The following is a 16,066-nucleotide window of genomic DNA, read 5'->3' as shown; positions in this document are numbered from 1 at the left end:
GAAATTGCTGCTGGTATGGATACAGTTAATGACTTTAATGATGGAGAGGATTTGTTTGGTCTGCCTACTTCTCTTAGTTTTGGCGATTTGAATATTAGCGATAGTTCTGGTGATGCCATAATTGCTGACGGTAACAGTAATGTTCTGGCAATTGTTAGTAACGTCAATACAGCAGATTTAACTGTGGATGACTTTGCGATTGTTTAAATACTAGATTGAGTCAAAAAAGCGATCGCATTACTAAAGTAATAATCTGTAAATATATCGTTGTTGCTAAATATATTTGTACTTATAAAAAAGCGATCGCTTCTTGATGTAATCGCTACAACGGGTCACAGACCCACAACGCGCTACATCGCTTTTTTATCAATCAATTAATTCATTCATAAGAGCTAATCTATTTTAATTAGAACTAATATAAAGATGATTTTACAGAAGTTTAAAATAAATTTTTTATGACTGCACAGTGGAATTATTTTCTCAAAAATTTAGGTGAATGGCAGGGATCGTTTACTAGAATATCTCCTCAAGGAGAAGAAATTAGTGATACTCCCACCTTAGTTACCCTGGAAGGACTTAACGATAATCAAAACGTCCATCAAGTCGTGCGCTATTTACCCCCAGAAGAACCTTCTAGGGATGTAGTAGTAGATTATGATGCTCTCAATCGTACTATTTTGTTTTTTCCTAACGGAGCTTTTTCTCAGGGAAGTATGCAGTGGGGACCTTATAGTACTTTTGGTGGAGAATTTGGTTTAATCGACAATGATTTTGGCGATGGTACTAGACGCTTGCGAATGGTGGAATTATTTGATAGTTCGGCTAAATTAGACAGGATTGTTTTAATTAGAGAAAAACTACCTCATAGTAATATTCCCGAACGCCCTCCTTTAACTGTAGAAGATTTATTAGGAGAATGGTCTGGGGAAGGAATGACTATGTATGCAGATTTAAGTAATCCCACTACTTTTTCGAGTCATTTAAAGATCGAGCAACTGGCAAGAGATCGCATTACCCAAACTCTATCTTTTGGCGAGCGCAAAATCAGTTCTGAAGCTCGTATAGAAGGAGCGAAACTTTTATTTGAAAATAGCAATTTGCCCAGTCAAGTTTTGCTCTTATCCGATGGGGCATCTTGTAATTGTCCTTTAGCAATTAAATTGGGACACAATTTTGTTTTAGAAATGGGATGGTTATTAAAACCTCACATTAGACAAAGAATCATTCGTACTTACAATGATAAAGGTAATTGGGTTAGCTGTAGTTTGGTTACAGAAAAAAAAGCTGTTAAATAAAGCTTGATTATGGCAATTGTCGAAAACTTAATCATAATCTAACCAACTTGTATATTAGTTCTTTTTGAGGTTAATCAAGAAAAAGTAGCTAATTATATTCAAATAACTAACTATTATTTAGATTAACGCTATTTTAAGTCTTTTTTTAGCTTTTTTTAATATTTTTAAATTGACATCAAACTTACCTTAATAAGTTTGGCATCAATTCATTTACGATACAATCGAGCAGTACGCTTGAATTACGCAGTTAAATATGTTTAAATTCTAAATACAAGTACATTTAATAAAAAGAATATGGTTAGATGACGCTCGAAAAAACTTTTAAAACCAAGATTCTTGCCAACCAATCTCATTTTCAAGTTCCGCTTCACACAATCTTTGAACAAATTGCTCGAGAGCATCCTAATAAAAATGCAGTATCTTTTATTGATCGACATTTAACCTATCAAGAACTCAATGCCCACGCCAACCAACTAGCCTATTGGTTAATCGATCGAGGAATCCAAGCTGAAAGTCGGGTTGCAGTGTGTCTTAGACCTGGCTTGGAAATTATTATCGCTCTACTTGCTATTCAAAAAACAGGTGCAGTTTATTTACCTATCGATCCAGATTATCCCCAGGGAAGAATTCAAAGTATTTTTGAGGATGCTGCGGTCGATTTAACCATAACTCAAAACAATCTGATTAAGAATCTTGGCGATATTCTCGTACGCCCTTACACTCTTCAGCAAACCAAACTTATCTCCAATGTTGCCAGAGATGATAATCCTCAAGTTAACATTGCCGAAGATGATACTGCATATATTTTCTATACTTCTGGTACTACTGGTAAGCCCAAAGGAATTGCCATTAGTTATAAAAGTTTTGCCTACTACGTGCTTTCGGCAATAAATCAATTTGGCATGACTCCCCAGGATACAACCTTAACTATTGCCAAATTTTCCTTCAGCATCAGCTTGTTCGATCTGATGACCAGCATTATCTCTGGCGGACGATTGGTAGTTTTGCCGAGAGATGAAATTATGAGCTACGACAGCCTGACAACTGCTTTAGAGCCAGCAACCATCGTTCATATGAGTCCCAATCTCTTAAAAGGATTGGTTCGTTATATTAAAAAGAATTACCCGTCCTATAGTAAATTTGCTGGACTGCGACACGTTTCCTCGGGTGGAGATATCGTACCTGCGGATTTATTAGAAGAACTGAAGATAATTTTCTCTGAGGCGGAAATATATGTTATTTACGGATGTACGGAAATTGCCTGCATGGGTTGCTGCTATTTGATACCACGAGATAAATTAGTCAAAAAATCCTATATTGGCAAACCCTTCATCGGAACGGAAATTGTTTTATTAGGCGATAATGGCGAACCAATAGCTAATGGGGAAGTGGGCGAAATTTGTTTTAAAGGTCCTGGTGTAATGAAAGGTTACCTAAATCGACCAGAATTAAATAGTAATGCTTTCATCAAAATTGATGGTGCAACTTATTTTAAGACGGGGGATTTGGCTCGAATTGATACTTCTGGCAATTTAGAATATTTAGGACGACGGGATTTCCAAATCAAACTGCGAGGTCAGCGGATCGAACTCATTGAGATCGAAAGTCACTTGAGACAAGCACCGAAAATCCGCGATGCAGTGATTACAGCAAGCCAGATTGGTAATAGAGACAAACGTCTGATTGCTTATATTACTCTTGAAGATTCCAACAGTTTTTCCTTGGATGCAATTCGCGCTTACTTACAGGATCGTTTGCCCGATTATATGCAGCCCTCTGGCTGGATTATTCTGGATAAGATGCCGCTCAATGTAAATCTCAAAATTGCCCGTAAAGCATTACCACCAGCTACTCTAGAAAACTTAATTGTTACAGAAACCTATGTCGCACCGCGCAATGAAATAGAAGAAATGTTGGTTGCCATTTGGCAAGATGTACTAGATTTGCCACGAGTGGGTATTAAAGATAATTTCTTCAACATCGGCGGTAATTCTTTGAGGGCAATGAATATCTGTATGCTAGCAGCAGAAAAGGGTATAGAAATTTCTCCGTTGCAGATGGTGGATCGACCTAGCATTACTGCATTGATTGAAGGAGGGGTAAAACAATATTCCGAGGTAAATAGTTCTCAAAAGAGCGAACCTTCTTTTGGTTCTATACCTGAATTACCCCCATTTATCTTACAGTTTCTATACGAAAGAGATTCTCTGACACCCCATCATTGGAATATCTCCAGAATATTGGTTGCCCAACAGCATTTATCTTTTGATTCGATTGAGAAAACATTTCGCTATCTTGGCGATCGCCATGACGCTTTGAGACTTAGGTTCGATCTCGATGATGATTGCTGGCAAGCTAAGGTATTAGCAAGCTCTCAAGAAACCCTTGCTTGTAAAACAGTAGATCTATCGGATCTATCCCCAGAAAAGCAGGATGAAGCTATCGCTGAAGTCGCCCAAGCTTGCCATCAAGAAATTAACTTAACCAATGGTCCTATCGCCTACATGGTTCTATTTGAGTTAGGAAAAGAGCGATCGCAAGAACTATTTTTTGTAGTTCATCACTTCTCAATGGATGTAATCTCCTGGAAGATTTTTTGGCTAGAATTTGAGATGGTCTACCAACGACTGGAAGCAAATAATGAAGTTGCTTTGTCTACTTCTCCAACATCCTTTAGAGCTTGGACTCAGGTTTTAAGACAGTATGCCAATTCACCTGCAGTAGAGACAGACGCTAGACAATGGATTCAACTACCTTGGTCGCAAGTGCCAGCTTTACCCAAGGATCTATGCGATCGACGCGATGCCAATACTAATGGTTCTGCTAAAGTTGTACGCTTCGCACTCTCAGAATGGCAGACTGAAACTCTGATGCGGAGTGGGACTCACAACCTCGATGTTGAAAGTATTTTAATAAGTAGTCTGGGAACGGCATTAAGTCAGTGGCAATCAAGCAGTTTTGTATATTTCGACCGCTTAGTACACGGTCGAAATGTGGGTCTTTCGGAAGCTGAATTAAGCAGAACTCTTGGTTGCATTATTAGCTACGCACCCACACTTTTGAGAATCGATACTCAAACATCAGTTAACAATATTTTACTTAACGTTACCGAACAACTGGCACGACAAAAAGACTCAGGAACAAGTATTGACTTATACAGATATCTGGGGTCAGAACCCGCCTTGGTTCGGAACTTAGAAGCATTACCACGAGCAGAAATACTGTTTAACTATCGCGGTAAGGTTGACGATATTTTAGAAAGAAGTAAGGTTTTCAATGGAACGCGAGCAATTGCAGGTTCAGATCACGACCCCGAAGCTTTAAGACAGTATCCATTAGCATTTGCCATCGATCTTGTCGGTCGTCAATTAGAAGTTCGATGCGTGTATAGCGAGAATATTCATCAGCGAGAAACCATTGAAGCTTTGTGTGCTGAGTTTTTAAATCGAATAACAGCTATGCAGGAAGAGGCTGCCAAATATTCTCATGTCAAAGTTACTTAACTAATAGTTGGAATACTTATTAAGTACATATAATATACTTAATAAAGATTCCTTATCAATGACAACTTTTCTTCATCTATCTTCATAAAATCTTTACTTAAAACTAATGAATAATATCTGCCCGATTCAAGGATTCGACCATTTGGAATTTTATGTCGGGAATGCCAAACAAGCATCAGTATTCTATTCCACATCTTTTGGATTTCAGCCCGTAGCTTATTGCGGATTAGAAACTGGCGAACGAAAAAAGACTTCTTATGTTTTAGAGCAAGGTGATATTCGCTTTGTTATCAGTTCTGCTCTCAGTCCCAATCATCCTATTGCCCGTAGTGTTTTAGAGCATGGGGATACAATTGCGATTATTGCTTTGGCTGTTTCCGATGTAGATATTGCCTATCAATATGCCACCGAGCGCGGTGCAATTGGAGCAATTCCTCCAACTACTCAAGAAGATGAAAGTGGTTTATTTCGCTTTGCAGCGATTCGCAGTTTTGGCGATACCCTAATTAAGTTTATCGATCGCAGCGGTTATTCCAGTAAATTTGCTCCTGGTTATGCAAATCGCCTGACTACATCTGTTAATTCCTTTGGATTGACTTCCATCGACCATGTAGTCGGCAATGTCGAGCGGGGTGAAATGAATCGATGGGTTAAGTTTTTTGTGGAAACAATGGGATTTGACGTGCGGATGTACTTTGACGAGAAAACCGTCTCCACTGAATATTCTGCCTTAATGTCCAAAGTTTTGGAAAACGGCAAAAAAACCATTATCAATATTAATGAACCCGCAGATGGTTTGCGAAAATCTCAAATTCAAGAATATCTCGACTTCCATTATGGCCCTGGGGTTCAGCATCTTGGTCTGGCAACAGATAATATCGTCCAAACAGTAGTTCGACTTAGAAAAGCAGGAGTAGAGTTTCTGTCTATTCCCAAAACCTACTACGACAATTTGGAAGACTGGGTAAAAGATATTGATGTCTCAGTGGAAGACTTGGCTAGACTGGGCATCTTAGTAGATCGTGACGAAAATGGTTATCTTCTACAACTTTTTACTAAGCCCATTGGCGATCGCCCTACTTTATTTTTTGAGATTGTCCAGCGACGAGGTTCTCGCGGATTTGGAGCGGGAAATTTCAAATCTTTGTTTGTCGCCTTAGAAAAAGAACAAAAATTACGTGGTAATCTTTAAGCAAATTAGCTGCCGAAACGAATAGTCAAGAAAAACGAAACCGTCTGCTTCCGACTCATCATTCTTTCAAAATGGTTGAAGCGACACTTATCTACTTTGAGGAAGTAAGTATCTGTCTTAAAGCACACCCACTCAAAGTAGAACCCTTTAGATCGGACATTTCGCAGCTAGTTTTTTTGTCCCGTACAGAGAAAGAAAGTATAAAAATGGCTGACAAAAAACACCCCATCATACTTTTATTTTATTGTTGATATAGTCAACAAAATATCATGGTTCTGCGATCGCGTAAATTCGTTATCTCATTCTCATTAACAAACTTAATATTTTTTTACTTAATTATTTGTATTGTTGGTTTTAATAACTTTAGTTTTTATCAACCCAAATCACTTTAGTGAATTCCAACACCAATCGGATTGATTCTAATATCTGGAAATTATATATCCTGAGAGGATTAGCTTTTGCTTGGTTTCCTATTCCTACGATTGTTTTGTTCTACCAAGGTCACGGACTCAACTTAGAACAAGCAGTTTGGCTCAAAACTATCCTATCCATATCATTTTTATTGTTTGAAGTTCCTTCTGGCTATGTTGCAGACAAATTAGGACGTAAGTTTTGTTTAATAGCAGGTAGTGGGGTTTGGATCTGTGGTTGGTTATTTTACTGCCTAGGAAATTCTTTTAGTATTTTTGCGCTCGCCGAAATTTTGACAGGCGTAGCAGGGAGTTTAGTTAGTGGGGCGGATACGGCGATCGCCTATGAAACTCTTTTACAGATGGGAAAAGCCAGTCAATATCGCACTCTAGAAGGTAGATTGGTAGCGATCGCAGGAGTAACGGAAGCTGTCTGTGGCATAATTGGCGCAACCGTGGCTGAGATTGATTTGGTCATTCCTTTTTATTTGCAAACCGTTTGTTTGATCTTCTATTTTTGCTTGGCACTTACTTTAGTAGAACCCCAAGAAGATAAGCCTTATGGCATGGCTGCGCAACCCTTGATAGTAGAAAAATCAAAAATTGAGAATTTAAAGAATATTATTACCGAGGTTTTTATTTCTCGTCCTCATTTACGTTGGTTAATTGCCTTAAGTAGCACTTTTGCTACCGCTACCTTTTTAATTGTCTGGTTATCCCAAGATTATTTAAAACAAGTTGATGTCTCGATCTCCGCTATGGGTTGGGCTTGGGCAATATTTCATTTCTTGATGAGTTGGGCTTCAATTAATGCCCGTCGTCTAGAAACCGCTTGGGGGATGAGAAAAACTATGTTGTTGTTAGTTTTTTTGTTAGCTGTAGCTTATATGGTGTTAGGTAGCATCAACGGCATTGAGGGAATTATCTTTATTGGTGTAATTTATATAGTCAGGGGATTATGTTCGCCACTAATTTTAAATAGGATCAATCAACAGGTTGACTCCTCAATACGGGCTACGGTACTTTCGCTAAATAGCTTTACCTTCCGTTTGAGCTTTGCGGTTGTCGCCCCTATTATTGGCGCGATCGCCAGTGGCTATTCTTTATCTACTGCTTTATTAGTTAGCGGTGGCTATTTTTTGCTGGCTGGTAGTTGGTATTGGTGGTTATTGGTAAGATTGAAAGCTTTTGATTGAGCGATCGATTTTTAAATTCCCCATTCCTCATTCCCCATTCCCCCAAAACGATAACCTAGACCATGAGGAAATTAATTAGAACGACTATATATATAAAATGAAATTTATTGGTGTCGATTTTGGTTGGACATCGGGGGCGAGTGGTTTCTGTTGTCTTGACTGGCAAGATAATAAACTAAATATAGTTGAGATAACTACAATACTAGACATCGACGAGATTCTCGATCGCCTTGATGTTTTAACATCTGCTAATACACCTAGTTTAGTAGCAGTAGACGCGCCGACAATTATCAACAATCAAACGGGAATGCGTTTGCCAGACAAATTAACTCACAAGCATTTTGGACGCTATCATGGGGGATGTTACCCAGCCAATCTTAATTTGGCTTTTAGCAGTCGTACTGTCGGTTTTGGTAATAGTTTACTCGAGCGCAATTTTGCTCACGCACCCAAAATTAAACCACAGGAGTTAGGGAGATATCAGATCGAAGTATTCCCTCATCCTGCAACGATTAATCTTTTTGGTTTAGATAAAATTTTAAAGTACAAAAAAGGTAAAATAGCCGAACGTCGTTTGGAATTAAATAAACTACGAGATTATCTGGTTAATGTTTTGCCTCAATTAGAACCAGCTTTGTGTCTGAAGAGTTTGACTAAAATACCAATAATTCCCGATCGCTCTACAGGGAAAGAATTAAAAGCGATCGAAGATCGCTTAGATAGTTTGCTTTGTGCTTATATTGGTGCTTATTGGTGGTATTGGGGAGAAGCCAAGAATTTAGTTTTAGGGGATTTAGAGAATGGTTATATTGTTATTCCTCAAAAGTGACGGGGAGACTGGGTGATATTATCCCGAAACCATAACCTAGCTCGTCAGGAAATTAATTAGAACGACACTGTTGTTGTTGATTCCTAAAAACCGTTGCTACAATAGCCTTATTTTGAAAGATTGTCTGACTCAAAGGATATATGTCTAAACTTTCTGCTACATTGCGCGATGGAGTTATTTTAAATAACCGCTACCGAATTGTCAGGCAGATTGGGAGAGGCGGTTTTGGCAGAGCCTATCTAGCTGAAGATACTCATCGCTATCGGGAATTGTGTGTCCTCAAAGAATTTGCACCCCAAGTAGAAAGCGATCGCGAATTACGCAAAGCAGAAAATTTGTTCGAGCGGGAATCGGGAATTCTTTATAAGTTACAACACCCCCAAATTCCCAAGTTTGAAGCCTTATTGCAAACTCGCATTGATGGCAAGCGATCGCTTTTTTTGGTTCAAGAATATGTTGAAGGAGAAACTTATTGGGAATTATTAAAACGTCACGGTAAATTAACCGAAACAGAAGTATCTAACATGATTTGGGAGTTACTCCCCGTTTTAGATCATATTCACCAAGCCGATCTAATTCACCGCGATATTTCTCCCGATAATTTAATTCGCCGTCATAACGATGGTAAGACAGTTTTAATTGATTTTGGTTGCGTCAAAATTGCTGCTAATGCTGTTTCTCAATCCACAGGACAATCGATTACTTTAATTGGCAAAAAAGGCTACTCTCCTGACGAACAGTTGCGTCGCGGTCAAGCTTTTCCCTGTAGCGATTTATATTCCTTGGCAGCTACTGCCATTGTCTTATTAACGGGCAAGCAACCAGATGAATTATATGACAGCCATAAAGGAGAATGGGATTGGGAATCTCAAGTTAATGTTAGCCCCAATTTAAGAAAAGTACTGAATAAGATGCTGGCATATCAACCCCGCAATCGCTACCAATCTGCGGAAAAAGTACTTCAAGTTTTAACCAGAGAAACTAATTCTGTAGTTCATAGTTTTATATCGCGGATCAAAACTTTAATCGTTGCTCCTGGAGATGAAGAAACTTCCGCTAGTCATAGTAATTTTACTTCCAGATTACACGGTACAGTTTCTCGCGTTCGTACCCAGGCTAGCAATATTTCTCGCGCTCGCACTCACATACCCACTAAAGAAGATTTTAAAAAGTTAAAACCCTGGCATTGGGGAATGATTACCGCTGCTGTTTTTTTAGTTCCTGGTTTAATTAGTTTTGCCATTATGAAAACCAGAATTAATCATAGCTTTGCCCTTAACTTAGAATCTAAAAATCAAGCTCCTAGTCTGACTCAACAAGAGCAAAAGTTACAGCAGACAATATATCAAAGAGTGAAATCCTTAAATATCGACTCTAGTGCTTTTTACAAACAAGTAGATACAGTTTTTCACCAACAATACCCAGAACTAAAAGGAGTGCAGTTGACTGACAAACTAGAACATCAATCCTATCGTCAAGTTTGGTACGAAATCGCTGATGATTTATTAAACAAAAAAGAAAACTAATAACTAAATCGATAGTCAGTAGCTTAACTCGAATTGAGGTTATTTATTTTTGATTGCCCAGCGCACTTGTCTTAAAATTCCCCGCAACATGGCTACCTCTTCCGCTCGTAAGTTAGCTTTGTTATACATACGGCGAAACTTTTCCATTTTAACGGCGACTGTGTGGGGATAGAGATAGCCAATTTCTAATAATACTTCTTCCAGATGTTGATAGTATCCTTCCAATACTTCGATGGGTGCATTATCAGGCAAAGATTCTTCCCTAGCTGGCGACGGAGTTATGACTGTTTGCTGGGGACTATCGCTAATTTTCAACCAAGATTGATAGAGTTCGTAGGCGCAGACAGCAACCGCCTGGGCTAGATTTAAGGATGGATAGTCAGGATTGGATTGAATGCAAACAAATTTTTGAGCGTATTTAAGCTCGTCATTACTCAAACCCCGATCTTCCGCCCCAAACATCAGGGCAGATTCTACATTAGGGGCGAGCAACCAAGGAAGAACTGCAGGGGGTGCTTCTAGGGTAATGGGTACGCTGCGAGAACGAACTGTAGTAGCGATCGCTCTTTGACATCCCCCTAAAGCTTCGGGCAAACTATCCACTACCAAAGCATTTTCTAAGACATCTACTGCGTGTACTGCCATAATACGGGCATCTTCGCTATGGCGATCGCATTTAGGCTTGACCAACACTAAGCGAGTTAAGCCCATATTCTTCATAATGCGGGCGATCGAACCTAAGTTTAATGCTCCCGCAGGTTGAACTAAAACAACTCTAATGTTCCCTAATAGATTTTCTTTCATTTCAGTAAACTAGCAAATTATCAGGAATAATATTATTATTCTCTATTGTCTGAAGACAAAACAGATCTTCATTTCTCATCTCTCATTCTTTAAAATATGGCTCGTCAGCGCAAAAAATCCGATCTACCGACTAAAATCTGTCCTGTATGCGATCGCCCTTTTACTTGGCGTAAAAAATGGGAGAAATGCTGGGATGATGTTAAGTACTGTTCGGATCGCTGTCGTCGTCGCAAACAGTCTCTCCATAAGGAAGCTTAAATAGCTTAAATAATAGTATTACAACTAATCACAATATTAATCAGATCAATAACTATGTCTGCTAAAAAAGTACAGCCTAAACTAATTATTCACGGTGGCGCAGGAGGACATATCAGAAGCGAAAAAGGCGAAGCAAGAGTTCGCCGTGCCCTGCATACAGTAGTGGAAGAAGTTTACGAAATTCTTAATTTCGGTGCCAATGCTCTCGATGCGGTTGTCATGGGCTGCCAGTTACTGGAAAATCAGCCAATTTTTAATGCGGGAACAGGTTCCGTATTACAGTCTGATGGACAAATCAGAATGAGCGCTTCCTTGATGGATGGAGACAGGCAGCGTTTCAGTGGGGTAATTAATGTCTCTCGCGTCAGACATCCTATTGAACTAGCAAAGTATTTACAAGGAGATGACGATCGCGTTTTATCAGACTACGGTACTAATGAACTACTGCGAGAATTAAATATCCCTAGATACGATCCTTTGGTAAAAATTCGTCTCCGAGAATGGATACAAGAAAGAGACGAAAATTTTGATAAGAATATGGCAGGAGTAGTTGCTGAAGAAGCTTTAATTCATGAACCCCGTCAAGGTACTATTGGCGTGGTAGCACTAGACTGTAACGGTAAAATTGCCGCAGGAACGTCTACAGGGGGCAAAGGTTTAGAAAGAATCGGTCGAGTCAGCGATTCGGCAATGCCCGCAGGTAACTATGCAGACGCTTCAGCGGGGGTCAGCTGTACTGGTATCGGCGAAGATATTATGGAAGAATGTTTGGCAGCAAAAGTAGTCATTCGGGTTACCGATGGTATGTCTTTAGTGGCAGCAATGGAAAAATCGATGCAAGAATCTCGCAGTCGCAGTCGCGATCTCGGAGCAATTGCGCTCGCTGCTGATGGTACGATTGCTTGGGGAAAAACTAGCGAAGTTATTCTGGCTGCCTACCACGATGGGGAAAAGATCGGCGATACGATTAATTGGAATAATGATGAATTAATCGGTTATCGATAGCTTAATATATATTAAAAGCTTAATTCAGTAGTTATACAGAGAAAAATAGTCGTCATAACCTTTTATTAACTTGTTATTAACCCTATCTTGGTCTATAAGCAAAGAAAACAAGATAAATTAATGTAGCAATAAAAGCAAAAATCTGTTTTTTGCTTTCCTTTGCAAAATTAGCTGTCAGATTAATTAAACATCTGACTATTAAGCAGTTAACAACAAGAAAATATAGATGATTTCTACAGTTTCTCTTAAAAGAAAAATTTTGCTAGCACCAATGCTCGCTCTATCTCTAAGCCTTACTGCTTGCGGTGGTGGCGAGACTAATACAGACTCCGCTGCTGGTGGCGGTGGTGGTCAATCTGTTTCCCTGACAGGGGCAGGAGCGAGTTTTCCCGCTCCTCTATATCAACGCTGGTTTTCCGAATACAATAAACAGAACCCTAACATCAAAGTCGCTTACCAATCTGTAGGTAGTGGCGCGGGAGTCGAACAGTTTACTCAAGGTACTGTTGATTTTGGTGCGAGCGATGTGGCAATGAAAGACGAAGAAATTTCTGCTGTAGATCGAGGGGTTGCCTTGTTACCCATGACTGCTGGAAGTATTGTCTTGGCTTATAACTTGCCCGATGTTCCCGAACTACAATTATCTCGCGAAGTTTACGTAGATATTTTGTTGGGTAAAATTACTAAGTGGAACGATCCTAAAATTGCCTCTTTAAACCCCGATGCTAATTTACCCGATAGCAATATTACAGTAGTTTATCGCTCTGACGGTAGCGGTACGACTGGAGTATTCACCAAGCATCTTAGTGCCATTAGTCCCGAATGGAAAGACAAAGTAGGGGAAGGTAAAACTGTAGAATGGCCTACAGGAATTGGTGCGAAAGGAAACGAAGGGGTAACCGCTCAAATTCTACAAAGTGAAGGTTCGATCGGCTACATTGAATATGGTTATGCCAAGCAACAAGGTATTCCTACTGCTAGCCTAGAAAACAAAGCAGGAAATTTCATCAAGCCTTCGAGCGAATCTGCTTCTAATGCCTTGGGTGCGGTAACTTTACCCGAAAATCTGCGCGCTTTTGTCACCGATCCTGAAGGAGAAGAATCCTATCCTATCGTCACTTATACTTGGATTTTAGCCTATGAAAATTATGATAATCCAGATAAGCTAGAAGCTTTCAAAAATGTGATTAATTGGTCTTTAACCGACGGTCAAGCTTTTGCCGAAGAATTGGGTTATATTCCTTTGCCAGAGAACGTCGTCCAAACAGTTCAAACCAAACTAGATACTATCCAAGCTCAATAAATCTTCTAGGATTTAAACAATTTAGTTCCCCGAAAAGCGATTCAGTGCGGACTCGGACGGGGCTTTTAAAGGGCGGACGCAGGTTCCGCCCATATGCGAAGCGGTATCCTTTAGGACAGCCCCTTCGCTTTCCGTCGATAAGCAACTGAATCAAGAAGCGATGTAGCGCGTTGCGGTGAGGCACTTTCGGTGGGCGGGTTCCCCGACCTGAGAAAAGTGCTGAATCCGAAGGAGTCTGTGACCCGTTGTAGCGACTACATCAAGAAGCGATCGCCCTAATTTAAAGCGATCGCTTTTCGATCTAACTTAAACAACTAGCAATGAAAACTATACGTTAAAAAATTAAACAAATATATATATGATATGCAGGGGCTAATTTGTTAATCTAAACACAACTAACTCTATTCAATACCCTATCTACATAACAATAGCCGATAACTGATGAAACCTCATATTTTAGTTGTAGAAGATGAAGCCAAACTCGCCCAGTTTATCAAGATGGAGTTGGAGTTTGAAGATTATGAGGTAACTGTTTCTAGTGATGGTTTTGGGGGGCTATCTGCTGCCAGAGAAATCAAACCAGACCTAATTTTACTAGATTGGATGTTACCAGGAATATCGGGACCAGAAATCTGTCGTCCTCTTCGCCAGACAGGAGATAAAGTGCCTATTGTCTTACTTACTGCCAAAGATGAGGTGAGCGATCGCGTTACGGGTTTGGATGCGGGTGCGGATGATTATGTGATTAAACCTTTTAGTATTGAGGAATTATTAGCTAGGGTGCGGGCGAGTTTGCGCCGCCTACAAGAAGAAGATACCGATTTATTGCAGTTTGGCGATCTGACTCTCAATCGTTCCACTAGGGAAGTATTTCGCGGTAAGCGATCTATTGAGTTAACAGCTAAAGAATTCGATCTTTTAGAATATTTAATTGCTCATCCCCGTCAAGTATTAACTCGCGATCGCATTTTAGAAAGAGTCTGGGGTTATGATTTTATGGGCGACTCAAATATTATTGAAGTCTACGTGCGTTATTTACGTTTGAAATTAGAAGAAAAAAAGGAAAGTCGTCTCATTCAAACTGTCAGGGGTGTTGGTTATGTTTTGCGGGAATAATATTGTCGATCGGCCCCAGCAAATCTTAGAATGGTTTACACGTCGTTGGCAAATAGAAGTAACTTTTGAAGAGGTAAGAAGACATTTAGGTCTAGAAACTCAAAACATCGAGCGAGATTCAGTAATTACAAAATCACTGGAGATGATTTAAACAAAATCTCCCCAACTTTTTTGCTCTCTTAAAATCTTATAATCGTAGCAGTTGTCTCATTGGTTACAGTCGAAAGTAGTTATTTGCGGGAGTTTTAAATAATAATCTTCTATATTTTGACTTCAGGCTAAATATGAGTAAAAAGAAAATTTTCAATCACGATATCATGCACTGCACTCACGATGCAGTAGTCGGTAATTACTTATATTCAGGCAGAGTTCTCGGCACGAGCGAACCCGATGACTTAATTCAACTACATCCCGATCTTAAGTCTCAGTGGGCAGCAATTACAGCTCACTATCATCGTATTAGCTTGAGCCACAGTCAAAATCCGATTTGGAATGTCGATTTTAAGGAATTAAGCAAATATCCAGATTACAAACCATCAGTGTTTATTTTTAATGATGCTTTAGACAATTTACGAGAAGATGAAAATTGGTTCGGGAAAGGTAATAAAGATTGGCAGGATGTAGTTAAATTTATTAATTCCAAAAATAATTTTATTCGCTTGGCAGAAGAATTAAACGTAAATGTACCTCGAACTCTTTGTGTGGAAAACAAAAGTAAATTATTCGAGAGCGATCTAGAATTTCCTTTTCCTTGCTACCTTAAGCCTGCGGTTTCTGTTGATGGTGTAGGGATCTATCGCTGCGAAAACGATCGCGAACTAAATGATTCTTTAGCAAATTTAGACGAGAATACGCCTCTACAGGTACAGCAAGAAGTTATTGCCGATAAATTTCTCAACCTACAATATGAGGTTAAAAATGGCAGCGTAGAACCTTTAGCTGCTACTGAACAAATTCTCGATGGTTTTGCTCATCAAGGCAATCGCTATCCTACCGCCTATCAGCCTTGGGATTTGGTCAAACCGATGGCAGAGTGGATGGCGAAAAAAGGGATGAAAGGGATTTTTGCTTTTGATGTGGCTACGGTTAAAAACCAAACCAATTGCTACGCCATTGAATGCAATCCTCGTTTCAACGGTGCTTCCTATCCTACGGGCATAGCTCGAAAATTAGATATAGATAGTTGGTGTAGCGATAATTTTGCCACCAAACATCGTTCCTTATATGAAATAGATTTAGGACAACTAGAGTATAATCCTACTACTAAAACAGGCGCAATTATTTATAACTGGGGTAGCGTTTTGGTAGGCAAACTAGGAATTTTACTCGCAGGTTCGGTTGTCCAACAAGACGAACTCAGATCTCTTTTGAAACAAAAGCTTATTTAACCTCAAAACTCCATCAACCAAAATAGAGGAATAAAAGTCGTACTAGCAAACTTTTATTTCTCTTTCTCAGGTAAAAATTTAAAATCCAGCCTTACTAACGCTACTTAGGGCTTACTGAAAAAGTCTGAGTAAGGAAAAAAAGAGAGTCAAATGAAAAATTGAAATTCGGAAGAGGAAAACTTGTGGCGAAAAAAGTCACAAAATTGTATTTTTTGAGGGACGAAAGCTTCAGTTCAGCTTT

The 16,066-nt window shown here is 39.4% G+C and carries 13 protein-coding genes; 12 read left to right on the top strand and 1 reads right to left on the bottom strand.

The features are described 5' to 3' along the window. The 7 genes from AC33VI_RS09790 to AC33VI_RS09760 form a co-directional block, all read left to right on the top strand. The coding region (locus AC33VI_RS09790; protein WP_491782078.1) for a hypothetical protein at positions 1–207 on the top strand (207 nt) is incomplete at its 5' end. A gap of 248 nt (positions 208–455) precedes the next feature. Further along, the gene (locus tag AC33VI_RS09785; RefSeq protein ID WP_491782077.1) at positions 456–1,295 is read left to right on the top strand and encodes a DUF3598 family protein; all 840 of its coding nucleotides are present in this window, start codon (positions 456–458) and stop codon (positions 1,293–1,295) included. 302 nt (positions 1,296–1,597) lie between these two features. After that, positions 1,598–4,798 (top strand): amino acid adenylation domain-containing protein, encoded by a 3,201-nt coding sequence (locus AC33VI_RS09780; protein ID WP_491782076.1) that lies wholly within the window; start codon positions 1,598–1,600, stop codon positions 4,796–4,798. 106 nt (positions 4,799–4,904) lie between these two features. Next, the gene (gene hppD / locus AC33VI_RS09775; protein ID WP_491782075.1) at positions 4,905–5,990 is read left to right on the top strand and encodes a 4-hydroxyphenylpyruvate dioxygenase; all 1,086 of its coding nucleotides are present in this window, start codon (positions 4,905–4,907) and stop codon (positions 5,988–5,990) included. A 391-nt stretch (positions 5,991–6,381) separates the two neighbouring features. Continuing rightward, positions 6,382–7,596: an MFS transporter gene (locus tag AC33VI_RS09770; RefSeq protein WP_491782074.1), complete on the top strand. Its 1,215-nt coding sequence runs from the start codon at positions 6,382–6,384 to the stop codon at positions 7,594–7,596. A 97-nt stretch (positions 7,597–7,693) separates the two neighbouring features. Then, positions 7,694–8,425 (top strand): DUF429 domain-containing protein, encoded by a 732-nt coding sequence (locus tag AC33VI_RS09765; RefSeq protein ID WP_491782073.1) that lies wholly within the window; start codon positions 7,694–7,696, stop codon positions 8,423–8,425. A 140-nt stretch (positions 8,426–8,565) separates the two neighbouring features. Then, positions 8,566–9,951 carry a protein kinase domain-containing protein gene (locus AC33VI_RS09760; protein ID WP_491782072.1) on the top strand — a complete coding sequence of 462 codons (1,386 nt, stop codon included), beginning with the start codon at positions 8,566–8,568 and terminating at the stop codon, positions 9,949–9,951. Between the two features lie 39 nt (positions 9,952–9,990). Here AC33VI_RS09760 and AC33VI_RS09755 read toward each other — a convergent pair whose 3' ends face one another. Continuing rightward, complete coding sequence (locus AC33VI_RS09755; protein ID WP_491782071.1) at positions 9,991–10,755, bottom strand: RNA methyltransferase; 765 nt, start codon at positions 10,753–10,755, stop codon at positions 9,991–9,993. Positions 10,756–10,851: 96 nt separating this feature from the next. Here AC33VI_RS09755 and AC33VI_RS09750 point away from each other — a divergent pair, with 96 nt between their 5' ends. The 5 genes from AC33VI_RS09750 to AC33VI_RS09730 all read left to right on the top strand — a co-directional run bounded on the left by AC33VI_RS09750 (position 10,852) and on the right by AC33VI_RS09730 (position 15,825). Continuing rightward, positions 10,852–11,013 carry a DUF2256 domain-containing protein gene (locus AC33VI_RS09750; RefSeq protein ID WP_491782070.1) on the top strand — a complete coding sequence of 54 codons (162 nt, stop codon included), beginning with the start codon at positions 10,852–10,854 and terminating at the stop codon, positions 11,011–11,013. A gap of 54 nt (positions 11,014–11,067) precedes the next feature. Further along, positions 11,068–12,018, top strand: a complete 951-nt coding sequence (locus AC33VI_RS09745) for an isoaspartyl peptidase/L-asparaginase (RefSeq protein ID WP_491782069.1) — start codon at positions 11,068–11,070, stop codon at positions 12,016–12,018. A 226-nt stretch (positions 12,019–12,244) separates the two neighbouring features. After that, entirely contained in the window at positions 12,245–13,321 is a 1,077-nt protein-coding gene (gene pstS, locus AC33VI_RS09740; protein WP_491782068.1) for a phosphate ABC transporter substrate-binding protein PstS, read from the top strand. 441 nt (positions 13,322–13,762) lie between these two features. Continuing rightward, on the top strand, positions 13,763–14,437 hold the full coding sequence (locus AC33VI_RS09735) for a winged helix-turn-helix domain-containing protein (RefSeq protein WP_491782067.1): 675 nt from the start codon (positions 13,763–13,765) through the stop codon (positions 14,435–14,437). A 284-nt stretch (positions 14,438–14,721) separates the two neighbouring features. Continuing rightward, positions 14,722–15,825, top strand: coding sequence for an ATP-grasp domain-containing protein (locus AC33VI_RS09730; RefSeq protein WP_491782066.1), 1,104 nt, complete (start codon positions 14,722–14,724; stop codon positions 15,823–15,825). The last annotated feature ends 241 nt before the right edge of the window (positions 15,826–16,066 follow it).

The organism is Waterburya sp. (genome assembly GCF_058530065.1).
Note: the sequence above shows the minus strand (reverse complement) of the source record. Positions and strands in the feature narration are given on the sequence as shown.

Bases quoted from the DNA above. Each gene is read 5' to 3' on its own strand.
- AC33VI_RS09760 (WP_491782072.1), top strand. From the start codon at position 8,566: ATGTCTAAACTTTCTGCTACATTGCGCGATGGAGTTATTTTAAATAAC.
- AC33VI_RS09785 (WP_491782077.1), top strand. From the start codon at position 456: ATGACTGCACAGTGGAATTATTTTCTCAAAAATTTAGGTGAATGGCAG.
- AC33VI_RS09735 (WP_491782067.1), top strand. From the start codon at position 13,763: ATGAAACCTCATATTTTAGTTGTAGAAGATGAAGCCAAACTCGCCCAG.
- hppD (WP_491782075.1), top strand. From the start codon at position 4,905: ATGAATAATATCTGCCCGATTCAAGGATTCGACCATTTGGAATTTTAT.
- AC33VI_RS09765 (WP_491782073.1), top strand. From the start codon at position 7,694: ATGAAATTTATTGGTGTCGATTTTGGTTGGACATCGGGGGCGAGTGGT.
- AC33VI_RS09750 (WP_491782070.1), top strand. From the start codon at position 10,852: ATGGCTCGTCAGCGCAAAAAATCCGATCTACCGACTAAAATCTGTCCT.
- pstS (WP_491782068.1), top strand. From the start codon at position 12,245: ATGATTTCTACAGTTTCTCTTAAAAGAAAAATTTTGCTAGCACCAATG.
- AC33VI_RS09730 (WP_491782066.1), top strand. From the start codon at position 14,722: ATGAGTAAAAAGAAAATTTTCAATCACGATATCATGCACTGCACTCAC.
- AC33VI_RS09755 (WP_491782071.1), bottom strand. From the start codon at position 10,755: ATGAAAGAAAATCTATTAGGGAACATTAGAGTTGTTTTAGTTCAACCT.
- AC33VI_RS09780 (WP_491782076.1), top strand. From the start codon at position 1,598: ATGACGCTCGAAAAAACTTTTAAAACCAAGATTCTTGCCAACCAATCT.
- AC33VI_RS09745 (WP_491782069.1), top strand. From the start codon at position 11,068: ATGTCTGCTAAAAAAGTACAGCCTAAACTAATTATTCACGGTGGCGCA.